This window comes from Streptomyces sp. NPDC053750 (assembly GCF_044544295.1).
Classification (GTDB): Bacteria; Actinomycetota; Actinomycetes; order Streptomycetales; family Streptomycetaceae; genus Streptomyces.
In genome coordinates, this window is sequence record NZ_JBITXB010000020.1 from 45,415 (window position 1) to 60,892 (window position 15,478).

Annotated in this window: 16 protein-coding genes; 12 read left to right on the top strand and 4 right to left on the bottom strand. The window is 70.9% G+C overall.

What is annotated here, in order from left to right:
* The first annotated feature begins 56 nt into the window (after positions 1–56).
* The 6 genes from ACIGO6_RS35650 to ACIGO6_RS35675 all read left to right on the top strand — a co-directional run bounded on the left by ACIGO6_RS35650 (position 57) and on the right by ACIGO6_RS35675 (position 7,233).
* Positions 57–1,055 (top strand): ABC transporter permease, encoded by a 999-nt coding sequence (locus ACIGO6_RS35650; RefSeq protein ID WP_399883839.1) that lies wholly within the window; start codon positions 57–59, stop codon positions 1,053–1,055.
* A gap of 38 nt (positions 1,056–1,093) precedes the next feature.
* Positions 1,094–2,866, top strand: coding sequence for an ABC transporter substrate-binding protein (locus ACIGO6_RS35655; RefSeq protein ID WP_399883841.1), 1,773 nt, complete (start codon positions 1,094–1,096; stop codon positions 2,864–2,866).
* Between the two features lie 69 nt (positions 2,867–2,935).
* A complete protein-coding gene (locus ACIGO6_RS35660; RefSeq protein ID WP_399883843.1) occupies positions 2,936–3,943 on the top strand; it encodes an ABC transporter permease in 1,008 nt (335 codons plus the stop codon).
* Positions 3,940–5,037: an ABC transporter ATP-binding protein gene (locus ACIGO6_RS35665; protein WP_399883845.1), complete on the top strand. Its 1,098-nt coding sequence runs from the start codon at positions 3,940–3,942 to the stop codon at positions 5,035–5,037. The genes ACIGO6_RS35660 and ACIGO6_RS35665 overlap by 4 nt, the downstream gene beginning before the upstream one ends.
* Positions 5,034–6,503 carry a dipeptide ABC transporter ATP-binding protein gene (locus ACIGO6_RS35670; protein WP_399883847.1) on the top strand — a complete coding sequence of 490 codons (1,470 nt, stop codon included), beginning with the start codon at positions 5,034–5,036 and terminating at the stop codon, positions 6,501–6,503. The genes ACIGO6_RS35665 and ACIGO6_RS35670 overlap by 4 nt, the downstream gene beginning before the upstream one ends.
* Positions 6,504–6,573: 70 nt before the next feature.
* On the top strand, positions 6,574–7,233 hold the full coding sequence (locus tag ACIGO6_RS35675) for a trimeric intracellular cation channel family protein (protein WP_399883849.1): 660 nt from the start codon (positions 6,574–6,576) through the stop codon (positions 7,231–7,233).
* A 7-nt stretch (positions 7,234–7,240) separates the two neighbouring features.
* Here ACIGO6_RS35675 and ACIGO6_RS35680 read toward each other — a convergent pair whose 3' ends face one another.
* Positions 7,241–8,443, bottom strand: a complete 1,203-nt coding sequence (locus ACIGO6_RS35680; protein ID WP_399883851.1) for an erythromycin esterase family protein — start codon at positions 8,441–8,443, stop codon at positions 7,241–7,243.
* Between the two features lie 58 nt (positions 8,444–8,501).
* Between ACIGO6_RS35680 and ACIGO6_RS35685 the strand changes: the two genes are divergently transcribed.
* A complete protein-coding gene (locus ACIGO6_RS35685; protein ID WP_399883853.1) occupies positions 8,502–9,224 on the top strand; it encodes a TioE family transcriptional regulator in 723 nt (240 codons plus the stop codon).
* A gap of 79 nt (positions 9,225–9,303) precedes the next feature.
* Positions 9,304–10,164: a thioesterase family protein gene (locus ACIGO6_RS35690; RefSeq protein WP_399883855.1), complete on the top strand. Its 861-nt coding sequence runs from the start codon at positions 9,304–9,306 to the stop codon at positions 10,162–10,164.
* Between the two features lie 57 nt (positions 10,165–10,221).
* On the opposite strand, the gene ACIGO6_RS35695 is transcribed toward ACIGO6_RS35690, so the two are convergent.
* Positions 10,222–10,848, bottom strand: a complete 627-nt coding sequence (locus ACIGO6_RS35695) for a TetR family transcriptional regulator (protein WP_399883857.1) — start codon at positions 10,846–10,848, stop codon at positions 10,222–10,224.
* Positions 10,849–10,963: 115 nt separating this feature from the next.
* Here ACIGO6_RS35695 and ACIGO6_RS35700 point away from each other — a divergent pair, with 115 nt between their 5' ends.
* The 3 genes from ACIGO6_RS35700 to ACIGO6_RS35710 all read left to right on the top strand — a co-directional run bounded on the left by ACIGO6_RS35700 (position 10,964) and on the right by ACIGO6_RS35710 (position 12,679).
* Positions 10,964–11,131, top strand: a complete 168-nt coding sequence (locus ACIGO6_RS35700; protein WP_217141824.1) for a hypothetical protein — start codon at positions 10,964–10,966, stop codon at positions 11,129–11,131.
* 32 nt (positions 11,132–11,163) lie between these two features.
* Positions 11,164–11,439 (top strand): DUF4190 domain-containing protein, encoded by a 276-nt coding sequence (locus ACIGO6_RS35705; RefSeq protein ID WP_399883860.1) that lies wholly within the window; start codon positions 11,164–11,166, stop codon positions 11,437–11,439.
* Positions 11,440–11,509: 70 nt separating this feature from the next.
* On the top strand, positions 11,510–12,679 hold the full coding sequence (locus ACIGO6_RS35710; RefSeq protein ID WP_399883862.1) for a cysteine desulfurase family protein: 1,170 nt from the start codon (positions 11,510–11,512) through the stop codon (positions 12,677–12,679).
* Here ACIGO6_RS35710 and ACIGO6_RS35715 read toward each other — a convergent pair.
* Entirely contained in the window at positions 12,676–13,404 is a 729-nt protein-coding gene (locus ACIGO6_RS35715) for an N-acetylmuramoyl-L-alanine amidase (protein ID WP_399883864.1), read from the bottom strand. The genes ACIGO6_RS35710 and ACIGO6_RS35715 overlap by 4 nt on opposite strands.
* A gap of 60 nt (positions 13,405–13,464) precedes the next feature.
* Here ACIGO6_RS35715 and mnmA point away from each other — a divergent pair, with 60 nt between their 5' ends.
* Positions 13,465–14,595, top strand: coding sequence for a tRNA 2-thiouridine(34) synthase MnmA (mnmA, locus tag ACIGO6_RS35720; protein ID WP_399883866.1), 1,131 nt, complete (start codon positions 13,465–13,467; stop codon positions 14,593–14,595).
* Positions 14,596–14,634: 39 nt separating this feature from the next.
* Here mnmA and ACIGO6_RS35725 read toward each other — a convergent pair whose 3' ends face one another.
* Positions 14,635–15,414, bottom strand: coding sequence for an alpha/beta fold hydrolase (locus tag ACIGO6_RS35725; RefSeq protein WP_399883868.1), 780 nt, complete (start codon positions 15,412–15,414; stop codon positions 14,635–14,637).
* Positions 15,415–15,478 lie beyond the last annotated feature (64 nt).

Genomic DNA, 15,478 nt, shown 5'->3' on the forward strand with positions numbered 1-15,478 from the left:
CCGTAATCCACGGCGGGTGTAGGCCGGTCACCGCCGGCGAGAGGGGTCAGGTCACTGTGACCGCACCGATCGAGACCACCGGGGCGCAAGCCGAGGCACAGCCCGAGGCTGTCCTCGTCGGTGCCGACAAGGGGCAGATCGAGGGTCGTTCCCTGGGTCAGATCGCCTGGTCCCGCTTCAAGAAGGACAAGGTGGCCATGGCCGGCGGGATCATCGTGATCCTGCTGGTCCTCCTCGCGATCCTCTCCCGCCCCATCCAGGCGATCTTCGGCCTGGACCCCAACGCCCTCAACCAGGATCTGATCGACCCCAACACCTCGCTGCCCAAAGGTGACTTCGGCGGCATGAGCTGGGACCACCCGCTCGGTGTGGAGCCCAAGTTCGGCCGGGACATCGCCACCCGCATCCTCGAGGGCTCCTGGGTCTCGCTGGTCGTCGCCTTCGGCGCCACGATCCTGTCCAACACGATCGGCGCGATCCTCGGCGTCGTCGCCGGTTACTACGGCGGACGCGTCGACGCGATCATCAGCCGGCTGATGGACACCTTCCTGGCCTTCCCCCTCCTGCTGTTCGCGATCGCCATCTCGGCGACCCTGCAGGGCGGCGCCTTCGGACTGGAGGGCCTGCCGCTGCACATCGTGGTGCTGGTCTTCGTCATCGGCTTCTTCAACTGGCCCTATCTGGGGCGCATCGTCCGGGGTCAGACGCTGGCCCTGCGGGAACGGGAGTTCGTCGACGCCTCGCGAGGGATGGGGGCCAAGGGCCCGTACATCCTCTTCCGGGAGCTGCTGCCGAACCTCGTGGGACCGATCATCGTCTACTCGACGCTGCTCATCCCGACCAACATCATCTTCGAGGCGTCCCTGAGCTTCCTCGGCGTCGGCATCCAGCCCCCGCAGGCCTCGTGGGGCGGCATGATCAACGACGCGGTCGAGTACTACCAGGTCGACCCCCAGTACATGATCGTTCCCGGCCTCGCCATCTTCGTGACCGTCCTGGCGTTCAACCTGCTCGGCGACGGTCTTCGTGACGCTCTCGACCCGCGCAGCCGCTGACCCGCGGCCGCCACGAGAGCACCAAGGATTTGCCAACAATGGAGGGGAAGCAGACCATCATGCGAAGGTCAGCGCTGGCCGCCGTCGCGGCCATCGGCAGTGCAAGCTTGCTGCTGTCGGCTTGCAGCAAGGCCGATGACAACTCGGACAACAACGGAAAGAAGTCGGCTGAGGCCAACGCAGCGACCAAGGGTGTCGTCAACGCCTCCACCCAGAAGGGTGGGACGGTCACGTACGAGTACTCGGACGTGCCGGACTCCTTCGACCCCGGCAACACGTACTACGCGTACATGTACAACCTCAGCCGGCTGTACGCCCGCCCGCTGATGACCTTCCAGCCCGGCGCGGGCGAAGAGGGCAACAAGCTGGTCCCGGACCTCGCCGAGGGCGAGGGCGTGCCGAGCGACGGCGGCAAGACCTGGACGTACAAGCTGCGTGCGGGCCTGAAGTACGAGGACGGCACCCCGATCACCTCGAAGGACGTCAAGTACGCCGTCGAGCGGTCCAACTTCGCGCGTGACGTGCTCTCCCTCGGCCCGAACTACTTCCAGCAGTTCCTCGAGGGCGGCGACAAGTACAAGGGCCCCTACAAGGACAAGAGCGCCGAGGGCCTGAAGTCGATCGAGACGCCGGACGACACCACGATCGTCTTCCATCTCAACCGTTCCTTCCAGGAGTTCGACTACCTGGTCGCGACGCCGCAGACGGCTCCGGTGCCCAAGGCCAAGGACAAGGGCATCGACTACGTCAAGGACATCGTGTCCTCCGGCTCGTACAAGTTCGAGAGCTACGAGGAGGGCAAGCAGGCCGTCCTCGTCCGCAACGAGAACTGGGACCCGAAGACGGACCCGCTGCGCAAGCAGTACCCGGACAAGATCGTCGTCAAGCTCAAGGTCAACCCCGAGACGATCGACCAGGACGTCCAGGCCGGCACCGCGATCGACCTCGGCGGCACGGGCGTCCAGGCCGCGACGCAGGCGAAGGTCGTCAACAACGCCGACCTGAAGGCCAACACCGACAACACCTACGGTGGCCGCCTCGTCTACATGGCGATCAACACCCAGGTCGCCCCGTTCGACAAGGTCGAGTGCCGCAAGGCCGTGCAGTACGCCGTCGACAAGGTCTCCGTGCAGACCGCCCTGGGCGGTCCGATCCGCGGTGACATCGCGACCACCGTCCTGCCGCCGGACATCACCGGCTACCAGAAGGCGGACACCTACCCGACCGCCGGCAACAAGGGCGACGTCGCCAAGGCCAAGGAGCAGCTGCAGGCCTGCGGCAAGACGGCCATCACCACCAACATCTCGGCGCGCAGCGACCGCCCGCAGGAGATCGACGCGGCCACCGCGATCATCGCCTCGCTGAAGAAGGTCGGCATCAACGCCAGCCTGAAGCAGTACCCGTCGGGCAAGTACTTCACCGACTACGTCGGTGTGCCGGAGTTCAACAAGAAGCAGAACATCGGTCTGCACATGATGCAGTGGGGTGCCGACTGGCCGTCCGGCTACGGCTTCCTCCAGCAGATCCTCAACGGTGAAGCGATCGGCGCGTCCGGCAACACCAACATCTCGTACCTGAACGACAAGCAGACCAACGAGATGCTCGGCAAGGCCATCGCCACCGAGGACGCCACCCAGCGCAACGCGCTGTACGCCCAGATCGACAAGCGTGCGATGGAGCAGTCCGCCCTCGTCCCGCTGACCTACTTCAAGGTCCTGCTGTACCGCCCGACCACCTTCACCAACCTGGTGTCCACGGCGGCCTTCAGCGGTCAGTACGACTACCTCAACATCGGCACGACCAAGAAGTAGCCCCGGAAGGCAGGTGAAGGCATTGGTGCCCGCGGGCTCAGCGGCCCGCGGGCACCAGCGCCGGTCCCCGTGATCTCGTACATCCTCCGTCGGACGTTCGCGGCAGTGATCCTGCTGCTGGTCGTCACCGCGGTCACCTTCGCGATCTTCTTCCTGCTGCCGCGGCTCGCCGGTCAGACCGCCGACCAGCTCGCGCAGCAGTACATCGGAAAGAGCCCGACGAAGGCGGACATCCTCGCGGTCAAGCAGAACCTCGGTCTGGACCAGCCCCTGTACGTCCAGTACTGGCATTTCATCAAGGGGATCGTCAGCGGCGCCACCTACAACCTGGGCCCCACGACGGCGCAGTGCAACGCGCCCTGCTTCGGCTACTCCTTCAAGACCCACGTCGAGGTGTGGCCGCAGCTCACCTCGCGTCTCCCGGTGACCCTCTCGCTGGCCGGCGGCGCCGCCGTGCTGTGGCTGGTCTCCGGCGTCCTGATCGGCGTGATCTCCGCGCTCAAGCCCCGCAGCGTCTTCGACCGCACCTTCATGGGCGTGGCGCTCGCCGGTGTCTCGCTGCCCATGTTCTTCACCGGTAACCTGCTGCTCCTGCTGTTCACGTTCCAGTGGCCCATCTTCGGCCGCACCTATGTGCCGCTCACCGAGAACCCGGCACAGTGGGCCAACACGCTCTTCCCGGCCTGGTGCTCCCTGGCGCTGCTGTACTCCGCCATCTACGCCCGGCTCACCCGTTCGGGCATGCTGGAGACGATGAACGAGGACTTCATCCGCACGGCCCGCGCCAAGGGCCTGCGGGAACGCCGGGTCGTGGCCCGGCACGGCCTCCGGGCCGCACTGACGCCGATCATCACCGTCTTCGGCATGGACCTCGGCCTGCTGCTCGGCGGTGCCGTGATCACCGAGAAGGTGTTCTCGCTGCCCGGCATCGGGCAGTACGCGGTGCAGGGCATCACCGACAACGACCTCCCCCCGATCCTCGGCGTCACCCTGCTCGCAGCCTTCTTCGTCGTGATCGCCAATCTCCTGGTGGACCTGCTGTACGCCGCCGCCGACCCACGCGTGAGGCTCTCGTGACCGAACTCTCCAAGACCGGGGCCGCCGTGGGTGAGCCCACGCGCTCGCCCTCGGACGCGCCCGACGCGTTCCTCGCGGTCCGTGACCTCAAGGTGCACTTCCCCACCGACGACGGCCTGGTCAAGTCCGTCGACGGGCTCAGCTTCCAGGTGGAGAAGGGCAAGACCCTCTGCATCGTGGGCGAGTCGGGCTCCGGCAAGTCCGTCACCTCGCTCGCGATCATGGGCCTGCACCGGCTCGGCGCCCGCGGCAAGAACGTGCAGATGTCCGGCGAGATCTGGCTCGGCGGCAAGGAGCTCGTCTCCGCCGATCCGGACGAGGTGCGCCGGCTGCGCGGCCGCGAGATGGCGATGATCTTCCAGGACCCGCTGTCCGCGATGCACCCGTACTACACGATCGGCAACCAGATCGTGGAGGCGTACCGGGTCCACCACGACGTCAACAAGAAGACCGCCCGCAAGCGGGCGATCGAGATGCTCGACCGGGTCGGCATCCCCGAGCCCGACAAGCGCGTCGACAACTACCCGCACGAGTTCTCCGGCGGTATGCGCCAGCGCGCGATGATCGCCATGGCGCTGGTCAACAACCCCGAACTGCTCATCGCGGACGAGCCGACGACCGCCCTGGACGTGACCGTCCAGGCGCAGATCCTCGACCTCGTCCGGGACCTGCAGAAGGAGTTCGGCTCCGCGGTCGTCCTCATCACCCACGATCTCGGCGTGGTCGCCGAGATCGCCGACGACGTCCTGGTGATGTACGGCGGCCGGTGCGTGGAGCGCGGTTCGGTCGACGACGTCTTCGAGCGGCCGCAGCACCCGTACACCTGGGGCCTGCTCGGCTCGATGCCGCGCGTCGACCGCGAGACCTCCGAACGGCTCATCCCGGTCAAGGGCTCGCCGCCGAGCCTCATCAACGTCCCCTCGGGCTGCGCCTTCCATCCCCGCTGCCCGTACGCTGACGTCCCCAAGGGGGATGTCACCCGTACCGTGCGCCCGGAACTCGAGCAGGTCGGCAGCGGACACTTCTCCGCCTGCCACCTCTCGCCGGAGGACCGCACGCGGATCTGGACCGAAGAGATTGCGCCGAAGCTGTGAGTGAGACCAAGAAGACGGACGCGAAGAAGGCTGCGACGACGGTCCCGGCGCAGGCATCCGCTCCCGAGGAGCGCGAGGTGCTGCTCAAGGTCGAGGGCCTGCAGAAGCACTTCCCGATCCGCAAGGGCGTCCTGCGGCGCCAGACGGGCGCGGTCAAGGCCGTCGACGGCATCGACTTCGAGGTGCGCAAGGGCGAGACCCTCGGCGTGGTCGGCGAGTCGGGCTGCGGCAAGTCGACCATGGGCCGGGTCATCACCCGGCTCCAGGACCCGACGGGCGGCTCGATCCACTTCGAGGGCAAGGACATCACGCGGCTGAACACGGCCGGGATGCGCCCGCTGCGGCGGGACATCCAGATGATCTTCCAGGACCCGTACGGCTCGCTGAATCCGCGCCACACCATCGGCGGCATCGTCTCGGCACCGTTCCGCCTCCAGGGCGTGGAGCCCGAGGGCGGGGTGAAGAAGGAGGTCCAGCGGCTCCTGGAGCTGGTGGGCCTGAGCCCCGAGCACTACAACCGCTACCCGCACGAATTCTCCGGCGGTCAGCGCCAGCGCATCGGCATCGCCCGCGCGCTCGCCCTGAAGCCGAAGCTGGTCGTCGCGGACGAGCCCGTCTCCGCGCTGGACGTGTCCATCCAGGCGCAGGTCGTCAACCTCATGGACGACCTCCAGCAGGAGCTCGGCCTGACGTACGTGATCATCGCGCACGACCTGTCCGTCGTCCGGCACGTCTCGGACCGGATCGCGGTGATGTACCTGGGCAAGATCGTCGAGCTCGCCGACCGCACCTCGCTGTACGAGGCGCCCATGCACCCGTACACCAAGGCCCTGATGTCGGCCGTGCCGGTGCCGGACCCGAAGCGCCGGGGCGCCAAGAGCGAGCGCATCCTGCTCCGCGGCGACGTGCCCTCGCCGATCTCCCCGCCGAGCGGCTGCCGCTTCCACACCCGGTGCTGGAAGGCGACGCAGATCTGCAAGACCACCGAGCCGCCGCTGAAGGAGCTGCGGCCGGGCCAGCAGGTGGCCTGCCACCACCCGGAGAACTTCGAGGACCAGGCACCGCAGGACGTCGTCCTGCTGACCGCCGCCAAGGAGGCGGCGGAGACGGTGTCGGAGGGGGCCCTGGCGAAGTCCGCGCAGACCTCCGCGGCGGTGGCCGCGGAGACGAAGAACAGCGCGGAGGCGGAGAGCAGCGCGGAGGCGGAGAACAGCAGGGAGACGGAGAGCAGCGCGGAGGCGGAGAACAGCAGGGAGGCGGAGAGCAGCGCGGAGGCGGACGGCACGGAGGCGGACGCCGAGGCGGGTCCGGGCAAGTCCGGGGCCGGCGAGTCCGAGGTCCCGGAGCCCCCGGCGGCCGAGTCCGGCACGGCCGAGGCCGAGTCCGCCGCGCCGGAACCGTCCGAGGACGAGGTGGAGACGGAGGCCGGCGCGAAGACCGAGCCTCCGGCCGAGAAGAAGAAGTAACCCTGCCCACCCGCCGAGCCCCCGCCTTCGTTTGTAAGGCGGGGGCTCGTCGACAGGTGAGAATGGCAGGGTGTACGAGCAACTCTTCACCCCCACCGTCCAGCACACGCTCGACCTGATCGGCATCTTCGTCTTCGCCATCTCCGGCGCGCTGCTGGCCGTGCGCAAGAACTTCGACGTGTTCGGCATCGCCGTCCTCGCCGAGGTCACCGCGCTGGGCGGCGGGCTGTTCCGGGACCTGATCATCGGGGCGGTGCCGCCCGCGGCGTTCACGGACCTCGGGTACTTCGTCACGCCGCTGCTCGCCACCGTGCTGGTCTTCTTCCTCCATCCGCACGTCGAACGCCTCCAGACCGGCGTGAACATCTTCGACGCGGCCGGCCTCGGCCTGTTCTGCGTCGCCGGCACGACCAAGGCGTACGACTACGGACTCGGTCTGACGGCCTCCGCCTGTCTGGGACTGGCCACCGCCGTGGGCGGCGGCGTGCTGCGGGACGTGCTCGCCAACGAGGTGCCCTCGCTGCTGCGCTGGGACCGCGACCTGTACGCCGTCCCGGCGATCGTCGGCTCCGCGATGGTCGCCCTGTGCATCCGCTACGAGGCCCTGACCCCGCTCACCAGCGGGCTGGCGGTCATCACGGCCTTCGTCCTGCGCCTGCTCGCCCTGCGCTTCCACTGGCGGGCACCCCGCGCCTGGAACCGGCGGTCGACGGTGGTGGAGGGCGACTGAGGCGGCCCTAGCCGCGTGGGACGTCCCTGAGGAAGACCATGCCGTCGATCTTGGGCAGGTGGTCCGGGTCGAGCGGTGCGTAGCCGAACCAGGGGGACACGCGGGGTGTCGGCCGGGTGTCCCCGAGGGCGGCGGTCAGCCGGGACGTGTCGACGACGCAGCGGTCCTCCGGGAGCGCGTACAGGAGCCCTTCGACGGTGTCCGGCGGCGGCGTGTCCACCCCCCGGTGCCGGAGCGTGCCGAGAGCCGTGGCCACGAAGGCGTACTCCTCGCCGAGCCGGGCGCTCACGAGCGCACCGGCGCTCCACCACTCCACCGGCCCCTGCCACATCCGCATGCTGCTCTTCTCCCGCTGGAGATGGGCGTTCTGAGCGTGGACGAGCACCGGGCCCCGGGCGGCGAGCGCGAGGAGGTTGTCGGCCATCATCCGGTCCCGCACACCCAGCAGCCGGGCCATGCGGGCCGGTGAGGTGTCGGCCATCCAGTGGTGGTAGCGCAGCAGGCCGGTCGCGGTGCGCCCGTACAGCTGCGCCCGGTCCCAGTCGTCCCGCGAGGTTGCCGCGAGCAGGTGCGGCGTCTGCTCGTCGAGCAGGGACACCAGGTCGTCGGCGAGCAGCCGCAGCTGCCCGGCCCCGGCCGACCGGCCCACGGACCGGGCCGGTTCCGTCATCGCGGCGGGCTCGGTCCACCGTTCGTCGTCGCCGAGCAGGCGGTCGAGGGTTTCCGCGGTGCAGGGGAGCAGGTCCGGGTCCCCGTGGGCCGAGAGGTAGCCGTGGAGCGCGGTGAGCGCCTGCCGGGGGCTCGCGGCGTGGGTGATCTCCAGCGGGCCGTCGAAACCGGCGAAGCGGACGTGCTCGGCGGCGGGCCGGCCGGCGTTGTGGGCGCGCATCCAGCGCACGAGTTCGCGGTTGCCCGCGTGGACGCCCCAGCCGTGGCCGAAACCCCGCTCCATGACCTCGTCGAGGGTCCCCGTGCCCGTGGTGACGTAGTCGTCCACGACCAGGCCCCTCAGGCAGTCGCTCTCGACCGCGATCGTCCGGCGGCCCTCCTGCTCGACGAGTTGCCGGAAGAGCTCGTTGCGCACCTCGAGCAGAGCGTCCTCGCCGTGGGTGGGCTCGCCCAGGGCGAGCAGCCGGGGCCGGACCGGCAGCAGCTCCAAGAGGGCGGAGGCCTCGACGGCACGGGCGATGTCCTTGATGTCGGTAGCCATGCCTTCAACGGTATCGTTGAACTTTCGGTGGAAACTTTTCAGCGATAACGTCGGCATCGTGGCTCGAAACCTTCAAACCGACGGACACCTGAGACCGGTCGACCTGGCGCGCGGGCACGGACTGTCCACCCAGGCCGTCCGGAACTACGAGGAGGCCGGCATCCTCCCGGCCGCCGGTCGCACGGCCGCCGGTTACCGCACCTACACCCCGCTGCACGCGCGTGCCCTCGGCGCGTTCCTCGCCCTGGTGCCGGGGCACGGCCACCGGACGGCGGCGTCGATCATGCGGGCGGTGAACCGGGGCGCGGCGGGGGAGGCGTTCCGGCTCATCGACGAGAGCCACACCCAGCTGCTCGCCGACCGGAAGACCCTCCAGGCGGTGGAGCGCGCGCTGCGCGACCTGACGTCCGCGCTCGACGGGGAAGCGCCCGGCCGTGGCGGCGTGTTCGTCGGACCGCTGGCCCAGGAGCTCGGCATCCGGCCCGCGACGCTGCGGAAATGGGAGCGCGCCGGTCTGGTGCACCCACGCCGCGACCCGCTGACCGGGTACCGCGTCTACGGCGAGACGGACGTCCGGGACGCCCGGCTGGTCCATCAGCTGCGGCGGGGTGGCTACCTGCTGGAGCAGATCGCCCCCGTGATGGCCCAGGTGCGGGGGGCCGGCGGTCCGGAGCCGCTGGAGGCCGCCCTGCGGGACTGGCACGGCCGGGTTTCCGCCCGGGGACGGGCGATGCTCACGGGCGCCGCCGAACTGGAGGCCTACCTCCGGGCGCGGGGCTGAGCTTTCCGACCGGTCCGGCCTGCGGCCGTGGAAAGCTGGAAAGCTACCGCTTAGTAATTGTGTGTTGTACCGTGCATCCATGCCAGAAGCAGCCTCCGCAGCGGCCACGCGGGCCATCATCGGCGACAGCGAGTTCGACCGGGACACCACCGTCACCCGGCGTGCCCCCGGTGTCTACGACATCGACCTCTCCGCCGGCTGGACGATCATCAACGCCGTCAACGGCGGCTATCTGCTGGCCGTCCTGGGCCGCGCGCTCGCGGACGCCCTCCCGCACCCGGACCCCTTCACCATCTCGGCGCACTACCTCACCGCCTCCCGGCCGGGCCCGGCGGTCGTGCGCACCGAGACCGTCCGCACGGGGCGCACCCTCTCCAGCGGCCAGGCCTCCCTCTTCCAGTACGACGACGAGGGCAACGAGGTCGAGCGCATCCGCGTCCTCGCCTCCTACGGCGACCTCGACACGCTGCCCGACGACGTCCGCACCTCGGCGCAGCCGCCCGCGATCCCGCCGATGGACCAGTGCTTCGGCCCGGAGGACGGCCCCGCGCCCGTGGACGGCAGCTCGGCCATCGCCGACCGGCTGATGCTCAAGCTGGACCCCGCCACCCTGGGCTGGGCCCTCGGGCGGCCCTCGGGCAAGGGTGAGATGCGGGCCTGGTTCGGGCTCGCCGACGGCCGCGACGCCGACCCCCTGTCGATGCTCCTGGCGGTGGACGCGCTGCCCCCGACCGCCTTCGAGCTCGGCCTGAAGGGCTGGGTGCCCACGGTCGAGCTGACCGTGCACATACGGTGCCGCCCCGCCCCGGGCCCGCTGCGCGTCTCCATCACCACGCGCAACCTCGCCGGCGGCTTCCTCGAGGAGGACGCCGAGGTCTGGGACAGCGCCGACCGCCTCGTCGCCCAGTCCCGCCAGCTGGCCCGGGTCCGGCTCGGCTGACCCGCGGCATCCCGGCCGTCGGAGCGGAGTCGTGCCCGCCCGGCGGCCGATTCCCCGTCAGTCCAGCCAGTGCGCGCGGCCGATGCTGATCAGCCGCAGCTGCCGGGTCGCCGTCTCGGCGGCGCGCCGGTGTTCCTCCTCCGGCGCGTCCAGCGCCTCCAGGAACAGCGAGGCCGTGATCAGCATCTGGTCGACGTAGAGACCCGCGAGCATCCGCAGGTCGGCGTCGCTCCAGCCCTCCGACGCCGGGTCCTTGGCCAGCTCGGCCTTCACCTCCTCGGCGAAGCGGGCGAGTTGGTCCCGTATGGCCTCCCGTACGGGCTGCACCCCGCCGTGCCGCTCCCGCGCGATGAAACGGACATGAGCGGGGTACGCGGCCACATGGCCGGCGATCAACTCCACCGCCCGGGCGATCCGTTCGTCACTGTCCTCGCTCGGTGACACCGTGGTGCGGATCATCGGGTGCAGGCTGCCCAGCGCCTCCTCGACCAGCGCCACGCCGAGGTCGGCCGTGGAGCGGAAGTGCCGGTAGAAGGCGGTCGGCGCGACGCCCACCGCGCGCGTGACCTCCCGCAGGCCCAGGCTGCTCAGGCTCTGCTCCTCCAGCAGCCCGAGCGCCGCGTCCAGAAGCGCCTGCCGGGTCCTGCGCTTCTGCGCCTGCCGAACGCCGCACGTGTGACTCATGCCATGCAGTTAACAACTGTTCTCCGGAATTGGAAAGCGGTGCGGCGCGTTAGACTGGAAAGTCAGTGAACACTTGTTACTACAACCGTTCACCGAAGGTTGGAGGATCCGCTCCATGCTGTTTCTCGTCGTCGCACTTCTGCTCTTCGGCGTGGTGCTGGGCACCGTCGCCCACGCACCGCTCACCTTCTCCGTCGCGGCCGGCCTGGTCATCGCCGTCTGGCTCGGCGTCTTCGCGATCCGCGAGCGGCACGGCCGCCGCCGGAGCACCTCCGCCCACTGACGCACGGACCGTCGCACAGCAGGGAGAACCTCATGCAGCTCACCGCACGGGCCACCGGTGCCGGCCGCCGGGCCGGCATCCGCGACACCGACGGCATGGCCGTCGCCTCCTTCGTCCTCGGCCTGCTCGGCCTGCTCGTCCTCAACGTCTTCCTCGGCCCGATCGCCATCGCCCTGGCGAGCGTCGCCCTGTGGCGCGGCACCGCCCGCCGGGGCCGGGCCCTGCTCGGCCTCGGACTGGGCGTCGCCGACCTGCTGGTCCTGGCGGCGTTCATGTCCGCGGACAACACCATGTCCTGGAGCCTGTGACCACAGGGGGCCGACGAGGCCAACCTTGATCTGAGGCCGGAGGGGGCCGCCCCGTAGAATCAGCCTCACCATGGCTTACCTCGACCACGCCGCGACCACCCCGATGCTCCCCGAGGCAGTCGAGGCACTCACCGCGCACCTGGGCGTCACCGGCAACGCCTCGTCCCTCCACGCGGCCGGCCGCCGCGCACGGCGCACCGTCGAGGAGGCCCGCGAGACCCTCGCAGCGGCCCTCGGCGCCCGGCCCAGCGAGGTGGTCCTCACCTCCGGCGGCACCGAGGCCGACAACCTCGCCGTCAAGGGCCTGTACTGGGCCCGCCGCGACGCCGACCCGGCCCGCACCCGGGTCCTGGCCAGCCCCGTCGAGCACCACGCGGTCCTCGACGCCGTCCACTGGCTCGGCGAGCACGAGGGCGCGACCGTCGAGTACCTGCCGGTCGACGCCCACGGCCGCGTCCACCCCGAGGCGCTGCGCGAGGCCGTCGCCCGCGATCCCGACGACGTCGCCCTCGCCACCGTGATGTGGGCCAACAACGAGATCGGCACGATCATGCCGGTCCGTGAACTCGCCGACGTCGCCGCCGAGTTCGGCGTCCCGCTGCACGCCGACGCGGTCCAGGCCGTCGGTCAGCTCCCGGTCGACTTCGCCGCCTCCGGGCTCGCCGCGATGACGGTTTCCGGCCACAAGATCGGCGGTCCCTACGGCATGGGGGCGCTGCTGCTGGGCCGCGAGTACACGCCGGTGCCCGTGCTGCACGGCGGTGGCCAGGAACGCCACGTCCGCTCCGGCACCCTCGACGTCCCCGCCGTCGCGTCCTTCGCGGTCGCCGGCCGTCTCGCCGCCGAGCAGCGCGAGTGGTTCGCCCGCGAGATCGGCGCCCTGCGCGACGACCTGGTCGACGCGGTCCGTACGGCGGTCCCGGACGCGATCCTGGGCGGGGACCCGGCACCGGAGGGCCGCCTCCCGGCCAACGCCCACTTCACCTTCCCCGGCTGCGAGGGCGACTCCCTCCTCCTGCTGCTCGACGCCCAGGGCATCGAGTGCTCCACCGGCTCCGCCTGCACCGCGGGCGTCGCCCAGCCCAGCCACGTCCTCCTGGCCACCGGCACCGACCCCGACCTGGCCCGCGGCACCCTGCGCTTCTCCCTGGGCCACACCTCCACGCAGGCCGACGTGGAAGCCCTGGCCAAGGCGATCGGCCCGGCGGTGGAACGGGCGCGGGCGGCGGGGCTGAGCTAGGCGCCGGACTGCGACGGACTGCTCGACGGGGCGCTGGTGGCCGCCCGGCGGACCAGCTCCATGTACCGGTCCCAGTCCCAGTGCGGCCCCGGATCGGTGTGGTCGGTGCCCGGCACCTCCACATGGCCGATGATGTGCTCGCGGTCGACGGGTATCTCGTACCGCGCGCAGATCCGTGCCGTCAGCCGCGCCGACGCGGCGTACATCTCGTCCGTGAAGTCCTGCGGGCGGTCCACGAAGCCCTCGTGCTCGATGCCGACACTGCGCTCGTTGTAGTCGCGGTTGCCCGCGTGGTACGCCACGTCCAGCTCCCGGATCATCTGGGTGACGCGCCCGTCCTGGCCGACGATGTAGTGCGTGGCCGCCTTGTGTCCCGGGTCCTGGAAGGCCCGCACCGCGCTCTCGAAGCTGCCCTGCGTGACATGGACGATCACCATGTCGACGCCGAAGTCGTCGGGCCGGTCCGCACGCCGCCAGTTCTCGTCCGACGCGGCCACCCACTGGGCCCCGGTGTAGTCGACCGCGCCCTGCTCCCGGGGCTTCTCCACGCCGGGCACCCGCCACCACAGCCGGGCCAGCTCGTCGCGTGCCAGCACCGCCGTGCCCACGGCCGTGGCCGTGCCGCCGACGAGCAGCGCGCGCCGCCCGATGCGCCGGTCCGCGTCCTTGGACCCGCCCGCGCCGGCGCTCGTCGTACCGCCCGTGGATTCGTGCTTCGCCCCCATGCGATCTTCAACGCATACGCGCGGGCTCCGGTTCCCGGCTCCCCGTACTCTGGAAGGGTTATGACTGACACCCCGCAGCCCACCCGGCCCCTCCGCGTCCTCGCCGCCATGTCGGGCGGAGTCGACTCCGCCGTCGCCGCCGCCCGCGCCGCCGAGGCGGGGCACGACGTGACCGGCGTCCACCTCGCGCTCTCCGCGAACCCGCAGTCCTTCCGCACGGGCGCGCGGGGCTGTTGCACCATCGAGGACTCGCGGGACGCCCGCCGCGCCGCGGACGTCATCGGCATCCCGTTCTACGTGTGGGACCTCGCCGACCGCTTCCGGGAGGACGTCGTCGAGGACTTCGTCGCCGAGTACGAGGCCGGCCGCACCCCGAACCCCTGCCTGCGCTGCAACGAGAAGATCAAGTTCGCCGCGCTGCTGGACAAGGCGCTGGCCCTCGGCTTCGACGCCGTCTGCACCGGCCACTACGCCCAGGTGATCCTCCGCGAGGACGGCACCCGCGAGCTGCACCGCGCCTCGGACATGGCCAAGGACCAGAGCTACGTCCTCGGCGTCCTCGACGACCGCCAGCTCGCCCACGCGATGTTCCCCCTCGGCGACACGGTCACCACCAAGGACGAGATCCGCGCGGAGGCCGAGCGCCGGGGCCTGGCCGTCGCCAAGAAGCCGGACTCGCACGACATCTGCTTCATCGCCGACGGCGACACCCAGGGCTTCCTGGCGAACCGGCTGGGCAAGGCGGAGGGCGACATCGTCGACGAGGCGGGCAACCGGATCGGCACCCACGAGGGCGCGTACGGCTTCACCATCGGCCAGCGCAAGGGCCTGCGGATCGGCACCCCGGCCCCCGACGGCAAGCCCCGCTACGTCCTCGACATCTCCCCGGTGACCAACACGGTGACGGTCGGCCCGGCCGACGCCCTGGACGTCAACGGACTGCGGGCGATCAAGCCCCGCTGGTGCGGCGCCGCCCCCACCGGCCCCGGCACCTACACGGCCCAGCTCCGCGCCCACGGCGGCGAGACCGAGGTGCGGGCCGAACTGGTCGACGGCGTCCTGGAGGTGTCGTTCGCGGAGCCGGTGCGCGGCGTGGCCCCCGGCCAGGCGATCGTGCTGTACGACGGCACCCGCGTGGTGGGCTCGGCGACGATCGCGTCGACGACGCGCGCGACGGCGAACGTGGCCTGAACCACGGGACGCCGTACGCCGGCTTACGGGGCCTCTGGCTCACTCGGCGAAGAACTCCGCCAGCACCGGCGCCAGCACCCCCGGCTCCACATTGTGGGTCTGCCCCTCCAGGGTGCGATGCGTGCCCCGGGGCGCCGCCTCGGCGATCGCCCGGGCCGCCGCACGCATCCGGTCGTCGCTCGCGTCGCCCGCCAGCGACAGCAGGGGCACGGTGATCGAGGCGATGTCGGACGCCGGCACCCGGTGGTCGCCCATCACCGCGTCGTCGTACGCCAGACTCGGCGCGACCGACTCCATGCCGGCCCACATGGAGGACTGGCGGGCACCCCGGATCATCTCCTCGCCGAGGCCCGTCAGCCGCAGGAACAGCTCGACCGCGTCCCCCCGCCGGTCCTGCTCCAGCGCCTCGGTCAGCCGCTCGGTGTACTCCGCGCCGGCCCGCGCCGCGGCGTCGTCCATGGCGTACGGCACCTCGTACACGGCGGCCCGGCGCACCGGCAGCCCGCTCGCCACCGCCCGGAGCACCAGCGCGCCGCCCGACGAGACGCCGTACACCGACGCCTCGCCGCCCACCGCCTCGACCAGCGCCGCCAGGTCCTCGATCTCGCGTTCCACCGCATAGGGCGCCGTGTCAGCGCTCGCGCCGCGCCCCCGGCGGTCGTACACGGTGACGTCGCACCGCCCCGACAGCTCCGCGGCCAGGGGCGCGACCGTGGCGCCCGTCGACATCGCGCCGCTGACGAGGATGACCGCGGGGCCCTGCCCGCTGCGTTCGTAGGCGATGCGCGTGCCGTCGCGCGAAAGCGTCTTCTTCTCCATGCCTGTGCAGACTGCCACACGATGCGACAACAGGCCGGGACCGCAAGCTCCCCGATTCCCCGAG